This window comes from Pseudomonas sp. UBA5568 (assembly GCF_002425525.1).
In the GTDB taxonomy this organism is placed as follows: domain Bacteria; phylum Pseudomonadota; class Gammaproteobacteria; order Pseudomonadales; family Pseudomonadaceae; genus Aquipseudomonas; species Aquipseudomonas fulva.
The window spans coordinates 64843-86993 of the sequence record NZ_DIMK01000021.1; the positions used below are offsets into that span (position 1 = coordinate 64843).

General features: G+C 62.4%; 21 protein-coding genes. 9 read left to right on the top strand and 12 right to left on the bottom strand.

Annotation, left to right across the window (positions count from 1 at the left end; genetic code table 11):
- Positions 1-36 precede the first annotated feature (36 nt).
- The 4 genes from pqqC to B2S33_RS06470 are packed head-to-tail and all read left to right on the top strand — an operon-like array spanning position 37 to position 3988.
- A complete protein-coding gene (pqqC, locus tag B2S33_RS06455) occupies positions 37-792 on the top strand; it encodes a pyrroloquinoline-quinone synthase PqqC (RefSeq protein ID WP_023532576.1) in 756 nt (251 codons plus the stop codon).
- Positions 789-1064, top strand: coding sequence for a pyrroloquinoline quinone biosynthesis peptide chaperone PqqD (pqqD, locus tag B2S33_RS06460; RefSeq protein WP_023532357.1), 276 nt, complete (start codon positions 789-791; stop codon positions 1062-1064). Before pqqC ends, pqqD begins: the two co-directional genes overlap by 4 nt.
- Entirely contained in the window at positions 1036-2196 is a 1161-nt protein-coding gene (gene pqqE, locus B2S33_RS06465) for a pyrroloquinoline quinone biosynthesis protein PqqE (protein ID WP_027913609.1), read from the top strand. The genes pqqD and pqqE overlap by 29 nt, the downstream gene beginning before the upstream one ends.
- Positions 2162-3988: a S9 family peptidase gene (locus B2S33_RS06470; protein ID WP_288650074.1), complete on the top strand. Its 1827-nt coding sequence runs from the start codon at positions 2162-2164 to the stop codon at positions 3986-3988. Before pqqE ends, B2S33_RS06470 begins: the two co-directional genes overlap by 35 nt.
- 37 nt (positions 3989-4025) lie before the next feature.
- On the opposite strand, the gene B2S33_RS06475 is transcribed toward B2S33_RS06470, so the two are convergent.
- Complete coding sequence (locus tag B2S33_RS06475) at positions 4026-4184, bottom strand: YqaE/Pmp3 family membrane protein (protein WP_012316587.1); 159 nt, start codon at positions 4182-4184, stop codon at positions 4026-4028.
- Positions 4185-4327: 143 nt separating this feature from the next.
- Entirely contained in the window at positions 4328-5572 is a 1245-nt protein-coding gene (locus B2S33_RS06480) for an aminotransferase class III-fold pyridoxal phosphate-dependent enzyme (protein WP_288650075.1), read from the bottom strand.
- Positions 5573-5774: 202 nt separating this feature from the next.
- Between B2S33_RS06480 and B2S33_RS06485 the strand changes: the two genes are divergently transcribed.
- Complete coding sequence (locus tag B2S33_RS06485; RefSeq protein ID WP_028686632.1) at positions 5775-6698, top strand: LysR family transcriptional regulator; 924 nt, start codon at positions 5775-5777, stop codon at positions 6696-6698.
- Positions 6699-7008: 310 nt separating this feature from the next.
- On the opposite strand, the gene B2S33_RS06490 is transcribed toward B2S33_RS06485, so the two are convergent.
- The 9 genes from B2S33_RS06490 to bioB all read right to left on the bottom strand — a co-directional run bounded on the left by B2S33_RS06490 (position 7009) and on the right by bioB (position 17341).
- Positions 7009-8787, bottom strand: a complete 1779-nt coding sequence (locus B2S33_RS06490; RefSeq protein ID WP_280077599.1) for an acyl-CoA dehydrogenase C-terminal domain-containing protein — start codon at positions 8785-8787, stop codon at positions 7009-7011.
- 122 nt (positions 8788-8909) lie between these two features.
- A complete protein-coding gene (locus tag B2S33_RS06495) occupies positions 8910-10193 on the bottom strand; it encodes a GGDEF domain-containing protein (protein WP_288650076.1) in 1284 nt (427 codons plus the stop codon).
- Positions 10194-10345: 152 nt separating this feature from the next.
- A complete protein-coding gene (locus B2S33_RS06500) occupies positions 10346-12151 on the bottom strand; it encodes a phenylacyl-CoA dehydrogenase (protein WP_027913603.1) in 1806 nt (601 codons plus the stop codon).
- A 263-nt stretch (positions 12152-12414) separates the two neighbouring features.
- Complete coding sequence (locus B2S33_RS06505; RefSeq protein WP_027913602.1) at positions 12415-12711, bottom strand: hypothetical protein; 297 nt, start codon at positions 12709-12711, stop codon at positions 12415-12417.
- Between the two features lie 172 nt (positions 12712-12883).
- Positions 12884-13564: a dethiobiotin synthase gene (bioD, locus tag B2S33_RS06510; RefSeq protein ID WP_027913601.1), complete on the bottom strand. Its 681-nt coding sequence runs from the start codon at positions 13562-13564 to the stop codon at positions 12884-12886.
- A gap of 9 nt (positions 13565-13573) precedes the next feature.
- Positions 13574-14392, bottom strand: a complete 819-nt coding sequence (bioC, locus tag B2S33_RS06515) for a malonyl-ACP O-methyltransferase BioC (protein WP_059183576.1) — start codon at positions 14390-14392, stop codon at positions 13574-13576.
- Positions 14385-15116 (bottom strand): alpha/beta fold hydrolase, encoded by a 732-nt coding sequence (locus B2S33_RS06520; protein ID WP_088522859.1) that lies wholly within the window; start codon positions 15114-15116, stop codon positions 14385-14387. The genes bioC and B2S33_RS06520 overlap by 8 nt, the downstream gene beginning before the upstream one ends.
- Complete coding sequence (gene bioF, locus B2S33_RS06525) at positions 15109-16281, bottom strand: 8-amino-7-oxononanoate synthase (protein ID WP_088522858.1); 1173 nt, start codon at positions 16279-16281, stop codon at positions 15109-15111. The genes B2S33_RS06520 and bioF overlap by 8 nt, the downstream gene beginning before the upstream one ends.
- Position 16282: 1 nt before the next feature.
- Positions 16283-17341 (bottom strand): biotin synthase BioB, encoded by a 1059-nt coding sequence (gene bioB / locus B2S33_RS06530; protein WP_104926581.1) that lies wholly within the window; start codon positions 17339-17341, stop codon positions 16283-16285.
- Positions 17342-17428: 87 nt separating this feature from the next.
- Between bioB and B2S33_RS06535 the strand changes: the two genes are divergently transcribed.
- The 4 genes from B2S33_RS06535 (at position 17429) to rarD (ending at position 21031) form a co-directional block, all read left to right on the top strand.
- Positions 17429-18163, top strand: a complete 735-nt coding sequence (locus B2S33_RS06535; protein WP_286928542.1) for a ComF family protein — start codon at positions 17429-17431, stop codon at positions 18161-18163.
- An 82-nt stretch (positions 18164-18245) separates the two neighbouring features.
- Positions 18246-19010: a TOBE domain-containing protein gene (locus B2S33_RS06540; protein ID WP_027913596.1), complete on the top strand. Its 765-nt coding sequence runs from the start codon at positions 18246-18248 to the stop codon at positions 19008-19010.
- Between the two features lie 96 nt (positions 19011-19106).
- Complete coding sequence (locus tag B2S33_RS06545; RefSeq protein ID WP_028686641.1) at positions 19107-20081, top strand: serine/threonine protein kinase; 975 nt, start codon at positions 19107-19109, stop codon at positions 20079-20081.
- A 62-nt stretch (positions 20082-20143) separates the two neighbouring features.
- On the top strand, positions 20144-21031 hold the full coding sequence (gene rarD / locus B2S33_RS06550; RefSeq protein WP_049695338.1) for an EamA family transporter RarD: 888 nt from the start codon (positions 20144-20146) through the stop codon (positions 21029-21031).
- 245 nt (positions 21032-21276) lie between these two features.
- Here rarD and B2S33_RS06555 read toward each other — a convergent pair whose 3' ends face one another.
- Positions 21277-21795, bottom strand: coding sequence for a glycine cleavage system protein R (locus tag B2S33_RS06555; protein WP_027913593.1), 519 nt, complete (start codon positions 21793-21795; stop codon positions 21277-21279).
- Positions 21796-22151: the final 356 nt, after the last annotated feature.

A 22151-nucleotide genomic window follows, 5' to 3' on the forward strand; every position in this document is an offset into this window, starting at 1 on the left:
CTGCCCGCCACCTCAAGTCTTCCAGGAGCCAGCCGAATGAGCGATGCACTGCCGATGTCCCCTGCCGAGTTCGAGCAGGCCCTGCGCGCCAAGGGCGCCTACTACCACATTCACCACCCCTACCACGTGGCCATGTATGAAGGCCGTGCTACCCGCGAACAGATCCAGGGTTGGGTAGCCAACCGCTTCTATTACCAGGTCAACATCCCGATGAAGGACGCCGCCATCCTGGCCAACTGCCCGGATCGCGAGGTGCGCCGGGAGTGGATACAGCGCTTGCTCGACCACGATGGCGCACCTGGTGAGGATGGCGGCATCGAAGCCTGGCTGCGACTGGGCCAGGCGGTTGGTCTTGACCCCGAGCAGTTGCGCTCACAGGAGCTGGTATTGCCGGGGGTGCGCTTTGCCGTGGACGCCTACGTCAATTTCGCCCGTCGCGCCAGCTGGCAGGAAGCGGCCAGCAGCTCGCTGACCGAGCTTTTCGCCCCGCAGATCCACCAATCGCGCCTGGACAGCTGGCCACAGCACTACCCTTGGATCGACCCGGCAGGCTACGCGTATTTCCGCACGCGCCTTGGCCAGGCTCGCCGCGACGTTGAGCATGGCCTGGCCATTACGTTGCAGCACTACACCACCTGGGCTGGGCAGCAGCGTATGCTGGAAATCCTCCAGTTCAAGCTGGACATCCTGTGGAGCATGCTCGATGCCATGAGCATGGCCTACGAGCTGAACCGGCCGCCTTATCACTCCGTTACCCAGGAACGGGTATGGCATAAAGGGATCACCCTATGAATTTCGATCGTCAGCAAGTGCCCAGGTGGCGCCAGGGTTACCGCTTCCAGTACGAGCCTGCCCAGAAAGGCCATGTGCTGCTCTACCCTGAAGGCATGATCAAGCTCAACGAAAGCGCCAGCCTGATCGGAGGGCTGATCGACGGTCAGCGCGATGTGGCAGCCATCATCGACGCACTCCAGCAGCAATTCCCCGATGTGCCGGAAGTGGCCGACGATATCGAGCAGTTCATGGAGGTGGCCCGTGCCGAACACTGGATCGAGCTTGCCTGATCTGCCGCCCACGCCCGAAGTCGGCCTGCCGCTGTGGCTGCTGGCCGAGCTGACCTATCGTTGCCCGCTGCAATGCCCCTATTGCTCCAACCCTCTGGATTTCGCAGCCCAGGGCCAGGAGTTGAGCACTGCGCAGTGGTTCAAGGTCATGGCCCAGGCCCGCGAGATGGGCGCCGCGCAGATTGGGTTCTCCGGGGGCGAACCCCTGGTTCGCCAGGACCTCGCCGAGCTGATCGCCGAGGCCCGCCGGCTGGGGTACTACACCAACCTGATCACCTCCGGTATCGGCTTGACCGAGGCGCGCATCGCCGCCTTCAAGCAGGCCGGCCTGGACCATATCCAGATCAGCTTCCAGGCCAGCGACGAGCAAGTGAACAACCTGCTGGCCGGCTCCCGAAAGGCGTTCGCACAAAAGTTGGAAATGGCCCGCGCCGTGAAGGCCCACGGTTACCCCATGGTGCTCAACTTCGTTACCCATCGGCACAACATCGACAAGATCGACCGCATCATCGAGCTGTGCATCGCCCTGGATGCGGATTTCGTAGAACTGGCCACGTGCCAGTTCTACGGATGGGCGCACCTGAACCGGGTCGGGCTGCTGCCCACCCGTGATCAGCTGGAGCGGGCCGAGCGGATCACCAATGAGTACCGCGACAAGCTCAAAGCCGAAGGCAACCCGTGCAAGCTGATCTTCGTCACGCCGGACTACTACGAGGAGCGGCCCAAGGCCTGCATGAACGGTTGGGGCAATCTGTTCCTGACCATCACTCCCGACGGCACCGCGCTGCCGTGCCATGGCGCCCGTCAGTTGCCGGTGCAGTTCCCCAACGTGCGCGACCATGACCTGCGACACATCTGGTATGAGTCGTTCGGTTTCAACCGCTTCCGTGGCTACCAATGGATGCCGGAACCCTGCCGCTCCTGCGATGAGAAGGAGAAGGACTTTGGCGGCTGCCGCTGCCAGGCCTTCATGCTCACCGGTGATGCCAGCAATGCCGACCCGGTATGCGCCAAGTCGCCCGACCATGACTTGATCCTGAAGGCCCGCGAGCAGGCGCAAAGCGCCGACCTCGCCATAGAACAGATGACTTTCCGAAATGAACGAAACTCCCGTGTCATCGCCCGAGGCTGAGTTCACCGCCGCCCAGGCTGTCGCCGCCGGCACCGATTTCGCCGAACTCAAGGTCGGTGACGCCGGCCTGTTCTGGGTCGAGTTTCGGCCTGCCGACGACGCTTGCCGCATTTGGCACTGGCATCATCACCAGGCACGCTGCCTGACCCCCGACGGCTTCAGTGTACGCAGCCGTGTCTACGAATATGGCGGGGGCAGTTTCTGCCTGGGCGGGGACGGACTGGTGTTCGTCAACGAAAAGGACCAGCAGGTTTACACCCAACCTTTGGACAACACGCCGCCGCGCGCCCTTACCCATGACCCCGCCTGCCGTTATGGCGATGTGCAATGGCATGGCGGGCAGGCCCTGGCCGTGGAGGAGCGCCATGGCGAAACCGTGGAGCACCGTCTGGTGGCCTTGGCCGAGGGCACACGTCAGGTGCTGGTCGAAGGCGCCGATTTCTACGCTTCGCCCACGGTCAGCCCGGACGGGCAGCGCCTGGCCTGGATCGAATGGGATCGCCCGGCGCAGCCGTGGACGGTAACGCGACTCATGACCTGCCGTCGCGAGACCAGCGGCCAATGGGGGCCAGCGCAAACGGTGGCAGCGGGCGATGAATCGCTGCAGCAGCCCCGATTCGATGAGGCCAACCGCCTGTACTGCCTGTCCGATCGCGATGGTTTCTGGCAGCCGTGGGGCGAGCGTGACGACGGCTGGCAAGCGCTGGCAAGCGAGCCTGCCGACCATGCCGCAGCGCCGTGGCAACTGGGCGCCAGTACCTGGCTGGCACTCGGGCCACAGCATTACCTGGCCACTTGGTTCGAAGCAGGTTTCGGACAACTGGGTCTGCGCACGCCCGATGGTCGCACTGAGCGGTTCGCCAGCGCCTACACCCGCTTTCGGCACCTGGCCATGGACGCCACCTGCGTGTATGCCATCGCCGCCTCGCCCATCAGCCCGGCGGCGGTCATTGCGATTGCGCGTGACACTCACGAAGTGAGCATACTGGCTGGGGGCGCCGAGGTACTGCCGGCGCATCGGGTCAGCATGCCCCAATCATTCCATTGCGGAACCGGGAGTGCGCTGGCCCATGGCTTTTTCTATCCGGCGGCAGGCAGCACTACGCCATCGCCGCTGATCGTCTTCATTCATGGTGGCCCGACCTCGGCCTGCTATCCGGTGCTCGACCCGAGGATCCAGTTCTGGACCCAACGAGGTTTTGCCGTTGCGGACCTCAACTACCGCGGCAGTAGCGGCTATGGCCGCACGTACCGCCATGCGTTGCACTTGCGTTGGGGGCAAAGCGATGTGGAAGATGCTTGCTCAGCCGTCGAGCGCCTGGCGGCCGATGGCCTGATCGACAAGACCAAAGTGTTCATCCGTGGCGGCAGTGCCGGCGGCTACACCGCCCTCTGCGCACTGGCGTTCAGGGAGGTATTCCGGGCAGGCGCGAGCCTGTATGGCGTCAGCGACCCGGTTGCATTGGCGCGTGCCACGCACAAGTTCGAGGGTGACTACCTGGACTGGCTGATCGGTGATCCGGAACAGGATGCCGAGCGCTACCGGCAGCGCACGCCGCTCCTGCATGCCGAGCGAATCAAGGTGCCGGTGGTGTTCTTTCAAGGGGAACTGGATGCGGTCGTGGTGCCGGAGCAGACCCGCGCCATGCTCGCAGCGCTCAACGCCAATGGCATCGAGGCCCAGGCACATTTCTACGCGGGGGAGCGGCACGGGTTTCGCAAGGCCCGTAACCTTGAGCATGCGCTCGAACAGGAATGGCGATTCTACTGCAAGGTGCTTGAGCAGCATTGAACCTGCGGCTCACGGCTACCCGTGAGCCGCAGGGAATTCAACGCTTGGCGATGATGTACACCGCGTGCACGATGCCTGGGATATAGCCAAGCAAGGTCAGCAGGATGTTCAGCCAGAAGGCTCCGCCAAACCCCACCTGCAGAAACACGCCCAAGGGCGGCAGAATGATTGCGATGATGATCCGAATAATGTCCATGCGAGTCTCTCCGTAAGGGGTTACATCACAGACTCGCCGCCGCTTGCAGAGGTTCCACAGGCAAAAAAAACGCCCTGGATCGAATGTGACAGACCCAGGGCGGTGCGCAGAAACGCCAGACGGTTCGGTTGTACGTGGGTGGACTAGGCGGGCATCTTGCGCCCCGAGACCTGGGCCGCGTGCAGTCGCGCGAACGCGCGCGATAGGCGCAACAGCATTTCGTCGACGTTGCCGCGGGTCACGGTAAGCGACGGCGAGAGCCGCAGTACATCGGCCTGGGGCGCACCGACCAGCAGGCACTCTTGCAACGCCGCACGCTCAAGCGCCCGTGCCAGGGGCTCGTTGAGCTGCAATGTCCACAGCAGCCCGCTCCCGCAGACCTGGCCCTGGCCAAAGCGGCCCGCCAAGCGGCTAAGTCCCTCGCGTAGATGGCGGCCAGTGTCCTGCACGTGCTCGATGAAGCCTGCACTCAGCACCGTTTTCAGGACTGCCAGGCCTGCTGCGGCCGTCAACGCATTGCTGTACCAGGCATCCGGCAGGCCTGCCATCGGCGTGCAGCCAGCGCTGCTGCGTACCAGCAAGGCGGCCAGTGGAACGCCTCCACCCAGGCCGCCACCTAGCACCACCATGTCGGCATGCACGCCGTACAGGTTTTCGGCCAGCAACGCACCGCAGCGGCCCATGCCGGTGTGCGCTTCATCAAGGATCAGCAGAATGCCCAGCTCGCGGCAAAGGGCCTCAGCGCCCTTGAGGTATTCCTCGGTTGCAGCAACGATTGCACCCTGGCTTTGCAAGGGTTCCAGCACGACGGCTACCGTGCGCGACTCCACGGCCGCGTGCAGTGCGGCCAGGTCATTGAACGGCACATGGCTGAGAGGGGCGTGTTCGGGTGTGCAATGGCTTGCACGGCTGGCCACAGGCGCACCATACGCGGCTTCGCCGCCCTGGCGGGCAACGATGATATGGCCAGCACCGTGGCGATGGCGCTCACCCCACTGGCGAGCCAGGCGCACAGCACCTTCATGTGCCTGAGCCGTGCTGTCGAAAAGCAGGGCACGGTCACTCCCGGTTGCTTGGCAGAGCTGGTCGCGCAACGCCAGAACGCCCTCGTGCGAGCGCCCCACGCCCGGGTTGATCAAGGCTTGAGCCTGGCTCGCCACCGCCTTCACCACGGGCTCTGGGCTGTGCCCCAGCGTGTTGACCCCGTCGCCTTGATTGAAGTCCAGGCACGCGCGGCCTTGGTCGTCCCAAAGCCAGGCGCCTTGCCCTCTGACGAAAACAGGTGAGCCCATCGCCGCTGTATCGAGACGAGGCCGAGCACGTGCTGGCTCATGCAATGTTTCAATCCCGACAGCACGCGCTGGACGGCGAAGGTTGAACAGATTCATCGAAGTTCTGCACGCTAGGATGATGGGCAGGGCTGGAACGGCCTTGATTCAACTGAATGCCGTACCTATGGATACGAAGTCAGGCTGCGGTAACGGTGGGGTCCGCACAAAGCCTGTAACCCGTTGTTATACAGCGATAGACTAGGCGCCGGATGCCGATTCCGACATTTCGATTTAGCAGTATTTTCAATAAGTAGAACTTATGGATTTTCGTCAACTGCGTTATTTCGTCGCGGTCTATGAAGAAGGCCATGTCGGGCGCGCCGCCGAGCGTCTGTCATTATCTCAACCGGCCCTGTCCCAGCAGATTCGCCAACTCGAGCATGGCCTGGACCTGAGCCTCTTCGAGCGCAGTAACAAGCGCCTGCTGCCTACACTGGCGGCGCACACCTTGTACAATCATGCCCTGCCCCTGCTCGACGGCCTGCAAAGGGCCCACGAAGCGATGCGAAACTTCAAAGGCCAGGCACTGCGCACCTTGGCGATCGGCGTTTTGCAAACGGTTCGGCCAAGCCTGGTACCGCAGCTTCTGGAACGACTGCGCAAGGCCCAGCCGCACCTGGTGGTGCAGATCTATGAGTTGTCGGGTCTGGAAATCGAGAAGCGCCTGATCAGTGGCACGCTGGATATCGGCATCAGCTATTTGCCCGCGCGCCAACCTGGGCTGCATGGCGTGTTGTTGTACGAGGACGAATTGCAGTTGGTCATCCCAGCGACCCACCCGCTCAAGGACTTCAAGAAGGTGTCGATCCACCAGGCGGCGGAATTGCCCATGCTGATGCTGGGCGAGGAGTTCCAGATGCGCCAGATCTGGCAGGCCCAGCTGGCCAGCCAAGGTCGTCGCCCGCAGGTTCAGGCAGAAATGAATAACATGGCAGGCATTCTCGACAGCCTGTCACACACCTCATTGGCGACCATCCTGCCGGGCCGTGCCAAGGAAGCCGAACAGGCGCAGCAAGGGCTGCTGTGGAAACCATTGAGTGAACCCAGGGTGCCCTTGAAGGTAGGGCTGGTGTTTCGTGACGCTCAGCGTCAACAGGCCTCTATCGAGCTTCTGCGTGGCCTGCTCGAAGAAGAAACCAACCTGCGCGGACCGGTGGCTTCGCCACTGGATGCACTGAGCTGAACGTGACGCACAAGAAAAACCCCGCCGAGGCGGGGTTCTTCAGACTGTTTCCCTGTGACATCCGTATCGCCCCACCATCCTGGCAGGAAATCCTTCGTCGTCTTCCTTGATCTGTCCTATGCGCTTCCTGCGCAACGTCCATGGAAGAAAGATAACCCTGGATCCAATCTGAGAACAGTGGTGAAAAGTCACCACGTGTTGTAGGAAAAGGCTTACAAAGGGTAATCATTCCTATCACCACCCTTTGTCATGGCGACCACCCTGGCGCCGAGCCCTTGCGCTACAGTCGTCTTCATCGCCTGCGCCAGTCCTAGAACTGCTCCGCATTCAGCAGGTACAGCGATTCGCTACCCGCCTTGACCGAGGCGATGAGCGAATCGACGCGGGGCAGCAAGCGAGCGAAATAGAAGCGTGCCGTGCCAAGCTTGCCTTGGTAGAACGCTTCATCACCCTCGCCTGCCAGTGCAGCCTGGGCCATCAATGCCCACATGTAGCCATAGGCGACATAGCCAAAGGCATGCAGGTATTCAACCGACGCCGCCCCGATTTCGTTCGGATTGCCCTTGGCTTGTTGCAGCACCCAGTCGGTCACGCCATCGAGCTGGTCGAGCGCCGCTTCCAAGGGGCTGGTAAACGCAGCCATGCCAGCACCGGCACCGGCAATGAACTCACGCACTTCGTTCGAGAACAGCTGGTAGTACGCGCCACCACTGGCCACCACCTTGCGGCCCATCAAGTCCAGCGCCTGGATACCGTTGGTGCCTTCGTAGATCTGGGTAATACGCACATCGCGCACCAGCTGCTCCTGACCCCATTCGCGGATATACCCGTGCCCACCGAACACTTGTTGACCGTGCAAGGTGCACTCAAGGCCCAGGTCGGTCAGAAACGCCTTGGCCACCGGGGTCAACAGCGCGACCAGCTCCTCGCTGCGCTTGCGCACGGCACTGTCTTGCGCGTATTTGGCGCTGTCCAGTTGCATGGCCACGTAGCTGGAAAACGCCCGTCCGCCCTCGGTCAGCGCCTTCATGGTCAGCAACATGCGCCGCACATCCGGGTGCACGATGATCGGGTCAGCAGGCTTTTCCTTGGCTTGGGGCCCGGTCGGTGCACGGCTTTGCAGGCGATCCCGGGCGTATTCGACAGCGTTCTGATAAGAGCGCTCGGCCGAAGCGAGCCCTTGGATGCCAACCCCGAGCCGCTCGTAGTTCATCATGGTGAACATCGCGGCCAGCCCCTTGTTGGGCTCCCCCACAATGTAACCGACCGCCTCGTCGAAATTCATTACGCAGGTGGCCGAGGCCTGGATACCCATCTTGTGCTCGATGGACCCGCAGGTCGCCGGATTGCGAGCACCCAGGCTGCCGTCTTCGTTGACCAGGAACTTGGGGACCAGAAACAGGGAGATCCCTTTGGGGCCTGCCGGTGCGTCCGGCAGCTTGGCCAGGACCAGGTGAATGATGTTCTCGGTCAGGTCGTGCTCGCCGCCGGTGATGAAGATCTTGGTGCCGGTCACACGGTAGCTGCCGTCAGCCTGGGGCTCGGCCTTGGTGCGGATCATGCCAAGGTCAGTACCTGCATGGGGTTCGGTCAGGCACATGGAGCCTGCCCACACACCTGAATACATGTTCGGCAGGTACGTGTGCTTGAGCGCCTCGTCGGCGTGCGCGTTGATCGACAGGCAGGCACCTGCGGTGAGCATGGGGTACAAGCCAAACGACAGGCTGGCTGCGTTGACCATCTCCTCGACCTGGGCCGATACCGCCTTGGGCATGCCCATGCCGCCGAAGGCAGGGTCGCCACCCACGCCTACCCAGCCGCCTTGAGCATAGGTGTCGTAGGCTTCGATGAACCCGGCAGGCGTATGCACCGCGCCGTTGTCCCAGCGGCAGCCTTCCTCGTCGGCAGCGCGGCTGAGCGGTGCAATGCTGCGTGCAGTGACCTTGCCTGCCTCCTCAAGCACCGCCATGGCCGTTTCGGCATCGACCAACTCAGCCAAGCCCGGCAGCTGCGCCCACTGCTGGCCCACGTTGAAGACTTCATTCAGTACGAAGCGCATGTCGCGCAGGGGCGCTTTATATTCAGCCATGACAACCTCTCGCTGGTCAGGACGGGCGGCGATGAGCATCGCAGCACGGGTAGTGGAACCAGTGTAACCGAACAACTTTTACGACACATAGGGTCATCAAGAGACTAAGTAGTCAGTTATGGTCACGCTTCCCGCACTGCTCCCCGACGATTTCTCAGGCCGTGCACCATCAAGCAATTACGCCCCGCGGCCTTGGCAGCGTACAGCGCCTGATCGGCAGCCTTGAGCACCTCTTCAACGCTGCGGTTATCGCCCTGCCGTTCGGCCACACCTACGCTGATGGTCACGGTAACCGTGTCGCCACTGCTGCCTGTGCGGCGCTGGCGGCCGGCGTTGTCATCCAGCGGACGAACACTCTGGTCACGCAAGTGCATGGCATAGCCGGCAATCGCTTCTCGAACCGCTTCCAGATGCGGCACGCACTGGTCAGCCGTCTTGCCCGCGAACACCACGGCGAATTCTTCGCCGCCATAGCGGTAGGCGCGGCCTCCCCCCTTGACCTTGCCAAGCCGGCTGGCCACCAGCCGCAATACCTGGTCGCCCACATCATGGCCATGGGTGTCGTTGAAGCGCTTGAAATGGTCCACGTCGGCCATGGCGATCACATAGGAGCGCCCTAGTCGCTGCAGGCGCTCATTGAGCGCGCGACGGCCCGGCAACCCGGTGAGCTCGTCACGGAACGCCATCTGGTACGCTTCGTGAGCGACTGCCGTGGCAATCATCAGCATGACCTGGCTGCACATGATGTTCAGCGTGAAAGGCAACACGAACGTCTTGGGCAGCATCCAGAAAATACCGACCAGGCCCACGATCAAGGCGCCATGCAGGGGCCTGGGCGCACGCAGGTACTGTACGACGAGTAAGGCCAGCATGCCCATGAACACCGGGTAGGCCAGCTGAATCAGGCTCATCCACTGACCGTGCAAGATCGGCCAGCGGATTTCCGCCAGGCTGGCCAGCAGTGCCTCGGGAAAGCTTTGCTCGAAGCCGGCCGCCACTGCGGCCGTGGCCAACAGCACCGCACACCTGGCGACCAGGTCCTGGAGCAGGTGCGTGCGCTCCTGCCAGATGCCATAAAGGCCATACAACGCCGGTAACAGCAGGCACACGAGGTGGAAGATCACGGCAGCATCTTCACGAACGCGGCCGTTGTCTCGATAGAAGTCAGTCTGGGTATCGAGCAGGAAATAGGCGATGTAGACCGTGAGCATCAGAAACAGCTCCCGCTGGCGCCTGTACACCGCGCAATAGGCGCCGCCCATCAACAGCACGAGGGTTGGCAGCACATTGAAAAGCGATGTGAAGAAAACGCTGAGGTCCTTGACGTAAGCCGCAGCCAAGCCTGCCCCCAGCAAGACGAGAGAGGGTACGAAATGGCTTGGGCGGACAGCGTTAAGGCGAAGCAAGGGCAATTCCAACCTGGCAGACCAATAGTGGCATTGTGCCCTTAGTTGATCGGCCATTCACCTGGACACTTGAGCGCCTTTACCGTTGCCTTGCGCCAGACATAAAAAAACCGCCTGCCGGAGCAGACGGTTCGCATACGACCTGAGGTGACTCAGTAAGCCAGGCCGAAGTGTTCTTCGTCCATGGCCATCAGGTTGTCAGCACCGGACAGCATGGCAGCCACATGCGTGCGGGTACGCGGCAGGATGCGCTGGAAGTAGAAGCGTGCCGTTTGCAGCTTGGCGGTGTAGAACGCCGCTTCACTGGTACCTGCTGCCAGCTTTTCGGCAGCCAAGCGGGCAATGTCGGCCCAGAAGTAAGCCAGGCAGGCGTAGCCGGAGTACATGAGGTAGTCCACCGATGCCGCACCCACTTCCTCACGGTCCTTCATGGCAGCCATGCCCACCTTCATGGTCAGCTCGCCCCATTCCTTGTTCAACGCAGCCAGGGGCTGAACGAACTCGTTGACCGCCTCGTTGCCTTCCTGCGACTGGCAGAACTTGTGCACGATCTTGGTGAAGCCCTTGAGGGCCTCGCCTTGGGTCATCAGCACCTTGCGGCCCAGCAGGTCCAGGGCCTGGATGCCCGTGGTGCCCTCGTACAGCATGGAAATACGGCTGTCACGAACGTTCTGCTCCATGCCCCACTCGGCGATGAAGCCATGCCCACCGTAGACCTGAACCCCATGGTTGGCCGCCTCGAAGCCGACTTCGGTCATGAAGGCCTTGGCGATTGGGGTCAGGAACGCCAGCAGGGCATCGGCCTTCTTGCGCTCTTCCTCATCCTGACTGTACTTGACGATGTCCACCTGCTTGGCCGTGAAGTAGACCATCGCACGGGTGCCCTCGGCGAAGGCCTTCATGGTCAGGAGCATGCGACGTACATCCGGGTGGACGATGATCGGGTCGGCGGCCTTCTCAGGCGCCTTGGGCCCGGTCAGCGAGCGCATCTGCAGGCGCTCGCGGGCATACTTCAAGCCACCCTGGAAGGCCACTTCGGCATGGGCCAGGCCTTGCAGCGCAGTCCCCAGGCGTGCCGTGTTCATGAAGGTGAACATGCAGTTCAGGCCTTTGTTGGCCGGGCCGATCAGGTAACCGGTGGCTGCGTCGAAGTTCATCACGCAGGTGGCATTGCCATGGATACCCATCTTGTGCTCGATGGAGCCGCAGCTCACACCATTGCGCTCACCCGCTGCGCCTTCGGCGTTGGGCAGGAACTTCGGCACGATGAACAGGGAAATACCCTTGGTGCCAGCCGGTGCATCGGGCAGGCGTGCCAGCACGATGTGCACGATGTTCTCGGCCATGTCGTGCTCACCGGCCGAAATGAAGATCTTGGTACCGCTGACCTTGTAGCTGCCATCGGCCTGGGGTTCGGCCTTGGTGCGCAGCATGCCCAGGTCGGTGCCGCAATGCGGTTCGGTCAGGCACATGGTGCCGGTCCATTCACCCGAAACCAGCTTGGTCAGGTAGGTGTGCTGCTGTTCGGCAGTGCCGTGGGCCGAGATGGTATTCATTGCGCCGTGGGACAAGCCTGGGTACATGCCCCACGACCAGTTGGCACCGCCCACCATTTCGCTCAGGGCCAGGCCCAGCGACTCGGGCAACCCCTGACCACCGTGCTCCACATCGTGCGCCAGGCTCGGCCAGCCGCCTTCGACGAACTGCTGGTAGGCTTCCTTGAAACCGGTCGGCGTCTTCACGCCCGCCTCGCTCCAGGTGCAGCCTTCCTGATCGCCTACGCGGTTGAGCGGCGACAGTACCTGCTCACAGAACTTCGCACCTTCCTCGAGAATCGCGTCCACCATGTCGGGCGTGGCGTCCTGGCAACCTGGCAGGCTCTGATAGTGCGCCTCGTAGCCGAGTAGCTCATCACGCACGAAGCGAATATCACGCAGGGGGGCTTTGTAGTCAGGCATCGCGATGAACCTCTAGGTGAGTTCTGTGGGGGACCGGCGCACGCGGCAGGGTCTATCAAACAGTTGTTTGAAACTTACGTTTACCGCTGGCGGATGTCAAGAAGGGCCAGAGGTGCCATTTACGCCACGAAAAATGGCGAATCCGCCATCAACGCCCACGCCACTTCGCCCGTGAGGACGGGGACGCTTCTGGCGAAGAAAAGAAAACGAGGCAGTGCAAGCCTCTGGGCGGTGTGTGGCGGGCGGGAACGCGCTATCGACCGTTAGGCGTAGGTGTCGATGATACGACCCAGCATTTCGTCGGATGCCTTGACGACTTTGGCGCCAAGCTCGACTTCGGTTCTGCCCAGTGCCATTTGCACGGTGCTGGTGGCCAGGTCCATTTGCTGACTTCTATCCACGGCACGCAGCCGCTCGGCCTGAAAATCACTCGACTGACTGGTGGCGGAACGTTCGGCGGTGGTGTTGGCGACCTGGCTGGCGGCCTGGTCAACGCGATTCTGACCATTGTGAATGGCACCAAGGCCTGCGTAGAAGGCGGAGCTACCGGTGATTTCCATGTCAGGACTCCATCGACACTGGATGACGGTGAGGCCTCATTAAAGCAGGCCAGCTACCAAAAAGCCCGTTTAAATCGCTAATGGCTCAGTGCCACTTGATAGGCCTTGACCATACCAGCGTCAGTTAACCTTGCACACGCTTGGCCCCGCCGCTACCGCAGACACGCGCTGGTTAATCCAGCAAGTCCAGTTGCAAATGCTCGGCCACCTTGTCCGCCGTGGCTTGCTTGAGCTTGGGCACTCGGCCCAGACAAGGCGCCGGCAGCCGTTCGGCCAGGCTGGCCAGATTCTCTTCGAGCCGCGACGTTTTTGGCTCGATGATGTTCGCCACCCACCCGGCGAGCTGCAGTCCGTCCCGTTCGATGGCTTCGGCACTGAGCAGCGCGTGGCTGATGCAGCCCAGCCTTACCCCGACCACCAGGATGACCGGCAGCTGCAATGCAACGGCCAGGTCCGACAGGTTCGCCAGGCCCGAAAGCGGCACCCGCCAGCCGCCTGCGCCTTCGATCAAGGTGAAATCGGCCTGGTGCTGCAACACCGTGCGCATATCCGCCAGCAGCTGCGCCACCGCCAGCGTCACACCGGCTTCCCGCGCGGCGACATGGGGGGCGATGGCTGGCTCGAAGGCGAATGGGTTGACCTGCTCGTAGGCGAGCTTGATGGTGCTCTCGTCGATCAGCGCCAGGGCGTCGCTGTTGCGCAAGCCCTTGGCCGTCATGCTGCAGCCAGATGCCACCGGCTTGGCCCCCAGGGTGCTCAACCCCTGCAACTTCGCTGCGTGTAGAAGACCGGCTGCAATGGTGGTCTTGCCGACATCGGTGTCAGTTCCGGCAATGAAATACGCCTGACTCATGAAGTACTCCTATGCCACAGGCTTGCGCAGCACGCCGTAGACCACTTGATAAGTGGCAGGCAGCCCTTGGGGCTGGCGGTAGGCCTCGTACGCCTGGAGCATACCCTGTATGCGGGCGCGCCCGGTGAGCCCGGCAGGACGACCCGGGTTGAGGTTGTGCGCCCCCAGCGCCTTGAGTTCATGGGTCAATGTGCGCACGTGTGCATAATGCAATACATGCGGCAACTGTTGCAGTACCTGCGTTTCGAGGGCACTGGCTGCACATGAACGTTGGTATTCGTCGAAGCGCCTGAAGCGGTTGACGTGGACCTGGCCATCCACGGCCTGCCAACTGCCGCGCAATTCATCAAGCGTACCCACGCACAGGCTGCTGAAAGCCAGGACGCCGCCTGGTCGCAGAATACGCGAAGCTTCTTCCAGCACTTGGGCAAAATGGCTGCACCACTGGACGGCCAGGCTGGAAAAGACGAGATCGACGCACCCCTCCCCCAGCGGCAAGCGCTCGGCATCGCCGACGATGTAGCTTTGGGCGCCATCGGCTCGATCGCGAGCATGACGCAGCATGCCTTCGGCGATGTCCACGGCAACACCGCTTGCAGGCCCGTAACGCTCGGCAAGCACCCGGCTGAAATGGCCCGTGCCACTGCCCAGATCAAGCCAGCGAGTCGGTTCGAGGTCAGATGGCAGCATCGTCAGCAGGTTCATACCGACCGAACGCTGCAGGGCTGCCACGCTGTCATAGCTGGCTGCCGCACGCGAAAACGACGTGGCCACCTGGCGTTTGTCGGGCAAGGCGCCAGGCAAGCCTGGCTGGGAAAGATCAGTCATCGCCACTCTCATGCAGGAAACTTTTGATACCGCTGGCCAGTTCTTGTGGGTACTCGAGCACAAACGCATGGGAACTGTCTTCGACAAGGCCCACTTCCACGTCGGGCAACAGCTCGCTCAACGCCTGCGCAGCTTCGGCTGGCACCAGGGCATCTGCGCCGGCAAAAAGATGAAGCTGCGGGCCGGCGAATGCCTCCAGCGCTGCTCGGGTATCGAGCTGGGCCAGTACCTGTAGCGCCGTAGCCAGGTACAGCGGATCGGTGTCTGGAACGCCTACGCCCAGCTGGCGAAGCAAGGTGCGCGGTTGCATGGCCCCTTCGCTGCACAACGTGCGAAAGCGCTTGAGCGTGACCGACGGATGGCTGCGGCAACCATCCAGGAACGTCCCGAAGGTGTCTTCGGCCATCCCGTGAGGCCAATCGGCACGGGCCACGAAACTAGGGTTACTGGCGAGGGTGAGCAAGCCGCAACAGTGGTCGCCGCGCTTGTCGGCCAGGGCACTGGCCAGCATACCGCCCAGCGACCACCCCCCCAGCCACACATCGTTGGGTACCTTGCGATCCAGGTGCTCGACCCAACCCTGGACGTCACAGTGATCCAGCTCCGGCATGGGCATCAGCGTCACCTGAAGCCCAGGGTCCTGGGCGCGCAGGCTGGCTGCAAGCGGCTCAAGAGAAGCGGTGCCCAGGCCCCAGCCTGGTAGCAGTACGAGTCGGTTACGCATCGGCGCGCTCCAGCTGTGGATAACACTCTGCCAATGCATTCAACAATAGCTGCACCTGAGCTGCTGTGTGGGCAGCGCTCAAGGTAACGCGCAATCGCGCACTACCGACCGCCACCGTAGGTGGCCGGATAGCGGTCACCAACAGACCGCGCTCGCGCAGTAGCTGCGACAGACGAAGCGCTTGCGCGCTGTCACCGATGACAATCGGCTGGATCGGCGTCTGGCTCTCCATCAGGCGCAAGCCCAGTTGTTCTGCGCCTTCGCGAAATTGCTGGATCAGTGCCGCCAGGTGCTCGCGTCGCCAAGGCTGTGTCCGCACCAGCTCAAGGCTCTTGAGGGTGGCGCAGGCCAAGGCGGGCGGTTGGCTGGTGGTGTAGATGTAAGGCCGGGCGAACTGGATCAGCGCTTCGATCAGCGCTTCACTGCCAGCCACGAACGCACCCGCCGTACCGCAGGCCTTGCCCAGCGTACCGACCAGTACCGGGACATCGTCCACGCCCAGGCCATAGTGCTCGACGACTCCTCCGCCGCCCACACCCAGGGTGCCCAGGCCATGGGCATCGTCCACCATCAGCCAGGCATCGCGCGCACGCGTCGCCTGGGCCAGCGCCGGCAAATCGGCCACATCACCGTCCATGCTGAACACGCCATCGGTCACGACCAATGTATTGCCCGTGGCCTTGGCCAGACGGTCGCTCAGGCTGCCGACATCATTGTGCAGGTAACGGCTGAAACGCGCGCCGCTGAGCAGGCCACCGTCGAGCAGCGAGGCGTGGTTCAGGCGATCCTGCAACACCGTATCGCCCTTGCCCACCAAGGCGGTGATTACCCCCAGGTTGGCCATGTAGCCGGTGGAGAACAGCAGCGCTCGCGGCCGCCCGGTGAGTTCGGCCAATGCTTGCTCAAGTTGATGGTGTGCCGTGGTATGGCCTATGACCAGATGCGAAGCCCCCCCACCCACACCCCAGCGATCAGCACCTGCCTGCCAGGCCGCGAGCACGTCAGGATGACTTGCCAGGCCCAGGTAATCGTTGCTGCAGAAAGCCAGCAGCGGCTGGCCATCGACCACTACCAGCGGCCCTTGTGGGCTTTCCAGCAAGGGGCGCTGTCGGTAGAGGTCCGCCGCGCGCCGGTCGGCCAGCCGCGCGGCCAAGTCGAAGGCCATGTCAGGCCGAAGCTGCATCGTAGAACAACGCATCGTTGCGCTGCTCGACCAGCGCCTGCTCGATCGCAGCCTGGTGGACTTCATCGGCGTGCTCTTCACCGGCTTCAGGCTTGATTCCCAGGCGTGCGAACAGCTGCATGTCCTTGTCGGCCTGCGGGTTGGCCGTTGTCAGCAACTTTTCACCGTAGAAGATCGAGTTGGCACCGGCCAGGAATGCCAAGGCCTGCATTTGCTCGTTCATCTGCTCACGGCCTGCCGAAAGGCGCACGTGCGACTTGGGCATGAGAATACGGGCCACTGCCAGCATGCGGATGAAGTCGAACGGATCGACGTCGGCCTCGTCGGCCAGCGGCGTACCGGCCACCTTGACCAGCATGTTGATCGGCACGGACTCCGGATGCTCAGGCAGGTTGGCCAGTTGAATCAGCAGGCCTGCGCGGTCATCGAGCGTCTCGCCCATGCCGAGGATGCCGCCAGAGCAGATCTTCATGCCGGCATCGCGCACATAGGCCAGGGTCTGCAAGCGCTCGGCGTAGGTGCGCGTAGTGATGATGCTGCCGTAGAACTCGGGGGAGGTATCGAGGTTGTGGTTGTAATAGTCCAGGCCCGCCTGGGCCAGCGCCTGGGTCTGCTCCTGGTCGAGCTTGCCGAGGGTCATGCAGGTTTCCAGGCCCATGGCCTTGACCCCTTTGACCATCTCCAGCACATAGGGCATGTCCTTGGCCGAAGGGTGCTTCCACGCAGCGCCCATGCAAAAGCGCGTGGAACCAATGGCCTTGGCGCGCGCGGCCTCCTCGAGCACCTTCTGCACCTCCATCAGCTTCTGCTTTTCCAGGCCGGTGTTGTAGTGCCCGGACTGCGGGCAGTACTTACAGTCTTCGGGGCAGGCACCGGTCTTGATCGACAGCAGGGTGGAGACTTGCACCCGGTTGGGGTCGAAATGCGCACGGTGTACAGCCTGGGCGTTGAAGATCAGGTCGTTGAACGGCTGTTGGAACAGCGCCTTGACCTCGGCCAGGGACCAGTCGTGACGTGTTGTTGCAGTTGTACTGGCGCTCATCGGCGTTTCCTTGTTTAGGCTCTAGCAGGCGCCGGGCAAGGAGAACGCCCGCGCTTCACGGATAGCCGAAATAGTCAGGGAAGGCCCATGAACTGTCAACTTAAGCTTAAGAGGCTGGTCTACAACTGGTCACTAGTTAACCAAATATGCGCACTATGCGGTGCCACTGCGCTCCAGCCCTACGCGCTATGCGAGCCATGTGAACAACAACTGCCCTGGCTGGCTGATGACCAATGCTCACGGTGCGCCCTGCCTCTGGCCATGGCAGGCATGGAATGCGGACAGTGCAACCGCAGGCCGCCAGCATTCGAACGGGTTCTGGCACCCTGGCATTTCACATTTCCGGTGGACACCCTGATCAGTCGGTTCAAGCACAACCGTCAGTGGCCGCTGGGACGCCTGATGGCTGAGATTGCCGGTCATGCGCTGAGCCATCACTATGCCGAAGGCCTGCCCCGCCCCGACGTGCTGCTTGCTGTACCCCTGACACGGCGCCGACTGCGTGAACGGGGGTTCAACCAGGCTGCGATGCTGGCGCGTTGGTGGTCAAGGCAACTGGCAGTGCCCTTCGTCGAACACCTGCTGGTACGCACCCGCCACACCACGGCCCAGCAGCATCTGAGCGCCAAGGCTCGATGGCGCAACCTGCGTCAGGCGTTCGCCGTATGCGGTGGCCTGCACGGCCAGCATGTCGCGCTCGTCGATGATGTACTGACCACCGGCGCGACGGCGCAGGCTGTTGCACAGGTCCTGCGCAAGGCAGGTGCCGCACGTGTAGACGTCTACTGCCTGGCACGCACACCCAAGCCCGGCTATGCATGAGCGTGCAGGCCAGTGGCGGCGACGCAGTGGTACGCTACGCCCACCCCGTACACTGGCCCATCACCGAACCGGTCGGATGCCCATGCCCTTACCTGCCCCACTGACCCATCACATTACCCGCCGCCCACAGCGCGTGGCCCTCTTGCAGCACATTGCCGAGCAGGGCTCCATCACCCGCGCCGCCAAGGCTGCCGGCATGAGCTACAAAGCTGCCTGGGATGCGATCGATGAACTCAACAACCTGGCCAGCAGCCCCTTGGTAGAGCGCAGCACTGGCGGGCGCGGCGGCGGCGGTGCACGCCTGTCTGCCGAAGGCGAACGGGTGCTGCGGCTGTATCAGCGCCTGCAAGCCTTGCAAGCTCAGTTGCTCGAAGCCACCGATGATGTGAGCGACCTTGACCTGCTCGGTCGCCTGATGCTGCGCACCAGCGCCCGGAATCAGCTGCAAGGCCAGGTCAGCGCCCTTCATCGCGTGGGGTGGCATGACCGGGTCGGCCTTGCACTGAGTGGGGGGCTGCAGATCGAAGCCTTGATCACTCATGACAGCACCGAGCGCCTTGGGCTGACCTTGGGCACGACGGTGGTGGCCTTGCTCAAGGCAGGTTGGGTGCGCCTGCTGGGCCACAGCGACGAGGCGGATCAACAGCACAATTGCCTGCAGGTGACCGTGGACTCGATTCTGACGGGCACCGATGGCCCCCACGAGGTGCGCCTTGCGCTTGGCAATGGTCAGACCCTGTGCGCCTTCGCCGAACCGGCCTGGCTGGCAGAGCACCAGGTGACCGTTGGCAGCGCCCTGCGTGCGCAGTTCTCGGCCGCCGATGTGGTGATTGGTATCCCGGCCTGACCTGTAACGGCGTTTGGCACATGGCCGAGTGCCCTGCGGCGCCTCGGTGGCCAACGCGGTAACATGGGGGCCACGCTGCCTACCGCCGGAGTCATCATGTCCCACCCGTTCGCCACACTCACCCCCGACTTGGTGCTCGACGCCGTGGAATCATTGGGGTTTCTCAGCGATGCGCGGGTATTGGCACTCAACAGCTATGAAAACCGCGTCTACCAAGTGGGCATCGAGGGCGAGCAGCCCTTGATCGCCAAGTTCTATCGACCCGGTCGCTGGAGCGATGCAGCCATCGTCGAAGAACACCGCTTCACGGCCGAATTGGCCGGCTGCGAAGTGCCGGTGGTAGCGCCCCTGCAGCATCAAGGCAACACGCTGTTCGAACACGGCGGCTTTCGCTTTACGCTGTTCCCGCGCCGTGGTGGGCATGCCCCTGAACCCGGCAACCTCGATCAGTTGTACCGCTTGGGCCAGTTGATCGGACGCCTGCATGCCGTGGCTGCCAGCCGGCCGTTCGAACACCGGGAAGCGTTGGCTGTGGATAACTTCGGGCACGCCTCACTGGACACACTGCTAAAAGGCGGGTTCGTGCCCCGGGAACTGTTGCCCGCCTTCGAATCGGTCGCGCGCGATGTACTGGCTCGAGTGGAAGCCATCTATGCCCGCACCCCGCACCAGGTCATCCGCCTGCACGGTGACTTGCACCCGGGCAACCTGATGCACCGCGACGAGATCTACCATGTGGTTGACCTGGACGACTGCCGCATGGGCCCTGCGGTACAGGACCTGTGGATGATGCTGGCAGGCAATCGGGATGAGCGTCAGGGCCAGTTGGCCGAGCTGGTCGAGGGCTACAACGAATTTCACGACTTCGACCCGCGTGAGCTGGCGTTGATCGAGCCGCTGCGTGCCCTGCGTCAACTCCACTACAGTGCCTGGCTGGCGCGTCGCTGGGACGATCCGGCATTTCCGCCCAGCTTCCCGTGGTTCGGTCAGCCTAGGTACTGGGGTGATCAGATTCTGGCGCTGCGTGAGCAAATGGCCGCCCTCGATGAAGCCCCACTCAAGTTGTTCTAGATCGACCGTCGGCGCTGTCTACAATAGCTGCCGTTAATCAGCATCTTAAGCAAGGACTCTGCATGCACGCTGCAAACCCGCGTCGCGGGTATCTACTGGGCCTGAGTGCCTACATCATCTGGGGCCTGTTCCCCCTGTACTTCAAAGCCATCCAAAGCGTCCCCGCCGTGGAGATCATCGTCCACCGTGTGCTGTGGTCAGCGCTGTTCGGCTCGATACTGCTCGCCTTCTGGAAACACCCTGGCTGGTGGCGCGACCTGCGCGACAACCCGCGGCGCTTGGCCATCCTGGCATTGAGCGGCACATTGATCGCAGCCAATTGGCTGACGTATGTCTGGTCGGTGAACAACGGACGCATGCTCGAGGCCAGCCTTGGCTACTACATCAACCCGCTGATCAACGTGCTGCTCGGCATGCTGATTCTCGGCGAGCGCTTGCGCCGTTTGCAGTGGCTGGCGGTCGGCCTGGCCGCGCTCGGCGTCATGCAACAGGTCTGGCAGGTGGGCAGCCTGCCCTGGGTATCCTTGGCACTGGCGCTGACCTTCGGGTTCTACGGGCTTATTCGCAAGCAAGCCCCCGTGGCGGCCCTGCCCGGTCTGGTTGTCGAGACCTGGATGCTGGTACCGCTGGCGCTTGGGTGGTTGCTGCTGCACCCCGGCGCGATGAGCGCGCAAGGTGAGTTCTACACCACAAGCGAGGCCTTGTGGCTGATGGCTGCAGGCCCCGTGACACTGGTGCCGCTGGTGTGTTTCAACGCTGCCGCACGGCATCTGCCCTACACCACGCTGGGCTTTCTGCAATACCTGGCGCCAACGCTGGTCTTGCTCCAGGCCATCTGGCTGTTCGACGAGCATCTATCCCCAAGCACGCTTACGGCATTCATGTTCATCTGGGCAGGGCTGGCGTTGTACAGCGTCGATGCGTGGTGGAGTTTGCGTAAAAGTCGCTGATCAAAAAACGATCATGTCTCTGTACGCCTTGATATACATGGCCTGCAGAGACATCTCCAGAGCTTATCCACACCCTCGTCCCCGCCGTTTGTGCACAACCCCTCTACATTGATCAATTTTCGATCAAATCTCTGCAGTCCTTGCAAGCCGGGCGCTGGGGCCCGATAGCCCCAGCTTATCCACAAGGCCGTCCTCTCTAAATCGGGATAACCTCTGCCAGAGTCTGCGGCAGTGGCGAGCCGCATTCACTCATCCGCGCGCAACCGCAACTCCACCATCAAGTCATCGGCCAGCGCTTCCAGACGTTGCTGCAGCTGCTCCAGCGGCAGGGACGCGGGTAATGCCAGAAGGGCCTCGGCATGAAACAGGGGTTCGTTGCTCATCGGTGCCGGGCGTACCTCTGTGGCAATCCGTTCGACGTTCACATTCAGCTCGGCCAGCACACGGGTGATATCCCGCACGATCCCTGGTCGGTCGTTACCTACCAGCTCCATGCCAAAGGGTTTGGATGCATGGGCAGGCTCGCTGCCACTTTCGGCCAGTTGCACGCGAATGCCGTGTGCGGACAATGCCCCGAGCGCGTCCACCAACGCGTCATACCGATCCGCCGGCACTGCCACCCGCAGGATGCCGGCAAATTGCCCAGCCATGCGCGACATGCTGCTTTCCAGCCAGTTACCCTCGAAGTCGGCGATGCACTGGGCGATCCGCTCGACTTGGCCGGCCTTGTCCGGGGCGATCACGGTAAGCACAAGATGTTCCACGGAATGTTCCTCGAGTGGGGTTCAGGCTATACAGCGCCAAGGTGTCGCCACAGTATAGGCAAGGCGCGTCAACCTGCCGCAGGGCAATCCTCCTTATAAATCGTGTACTGTTTTTAGATTTATCTGGAACAATCACTCCGTTTTTTGCGAACATGGCGCTTCCTTGCAGGATCCTGTGCGACCAACAGGTCGCCTGACGGCGCTTTTAGTCTGATAGTGCCCAGCCGGCTGCTTCATGTAGTATCCGTGGGCGCGGACTACACAACGTCGTTTGAAGGTCTGTCGAGGCGCCTGTGAAGAATGCACGTTGCTTGCTGTCAGGCAGGCAAACCGCACCCAGCCGCGTCCGGGCTTGT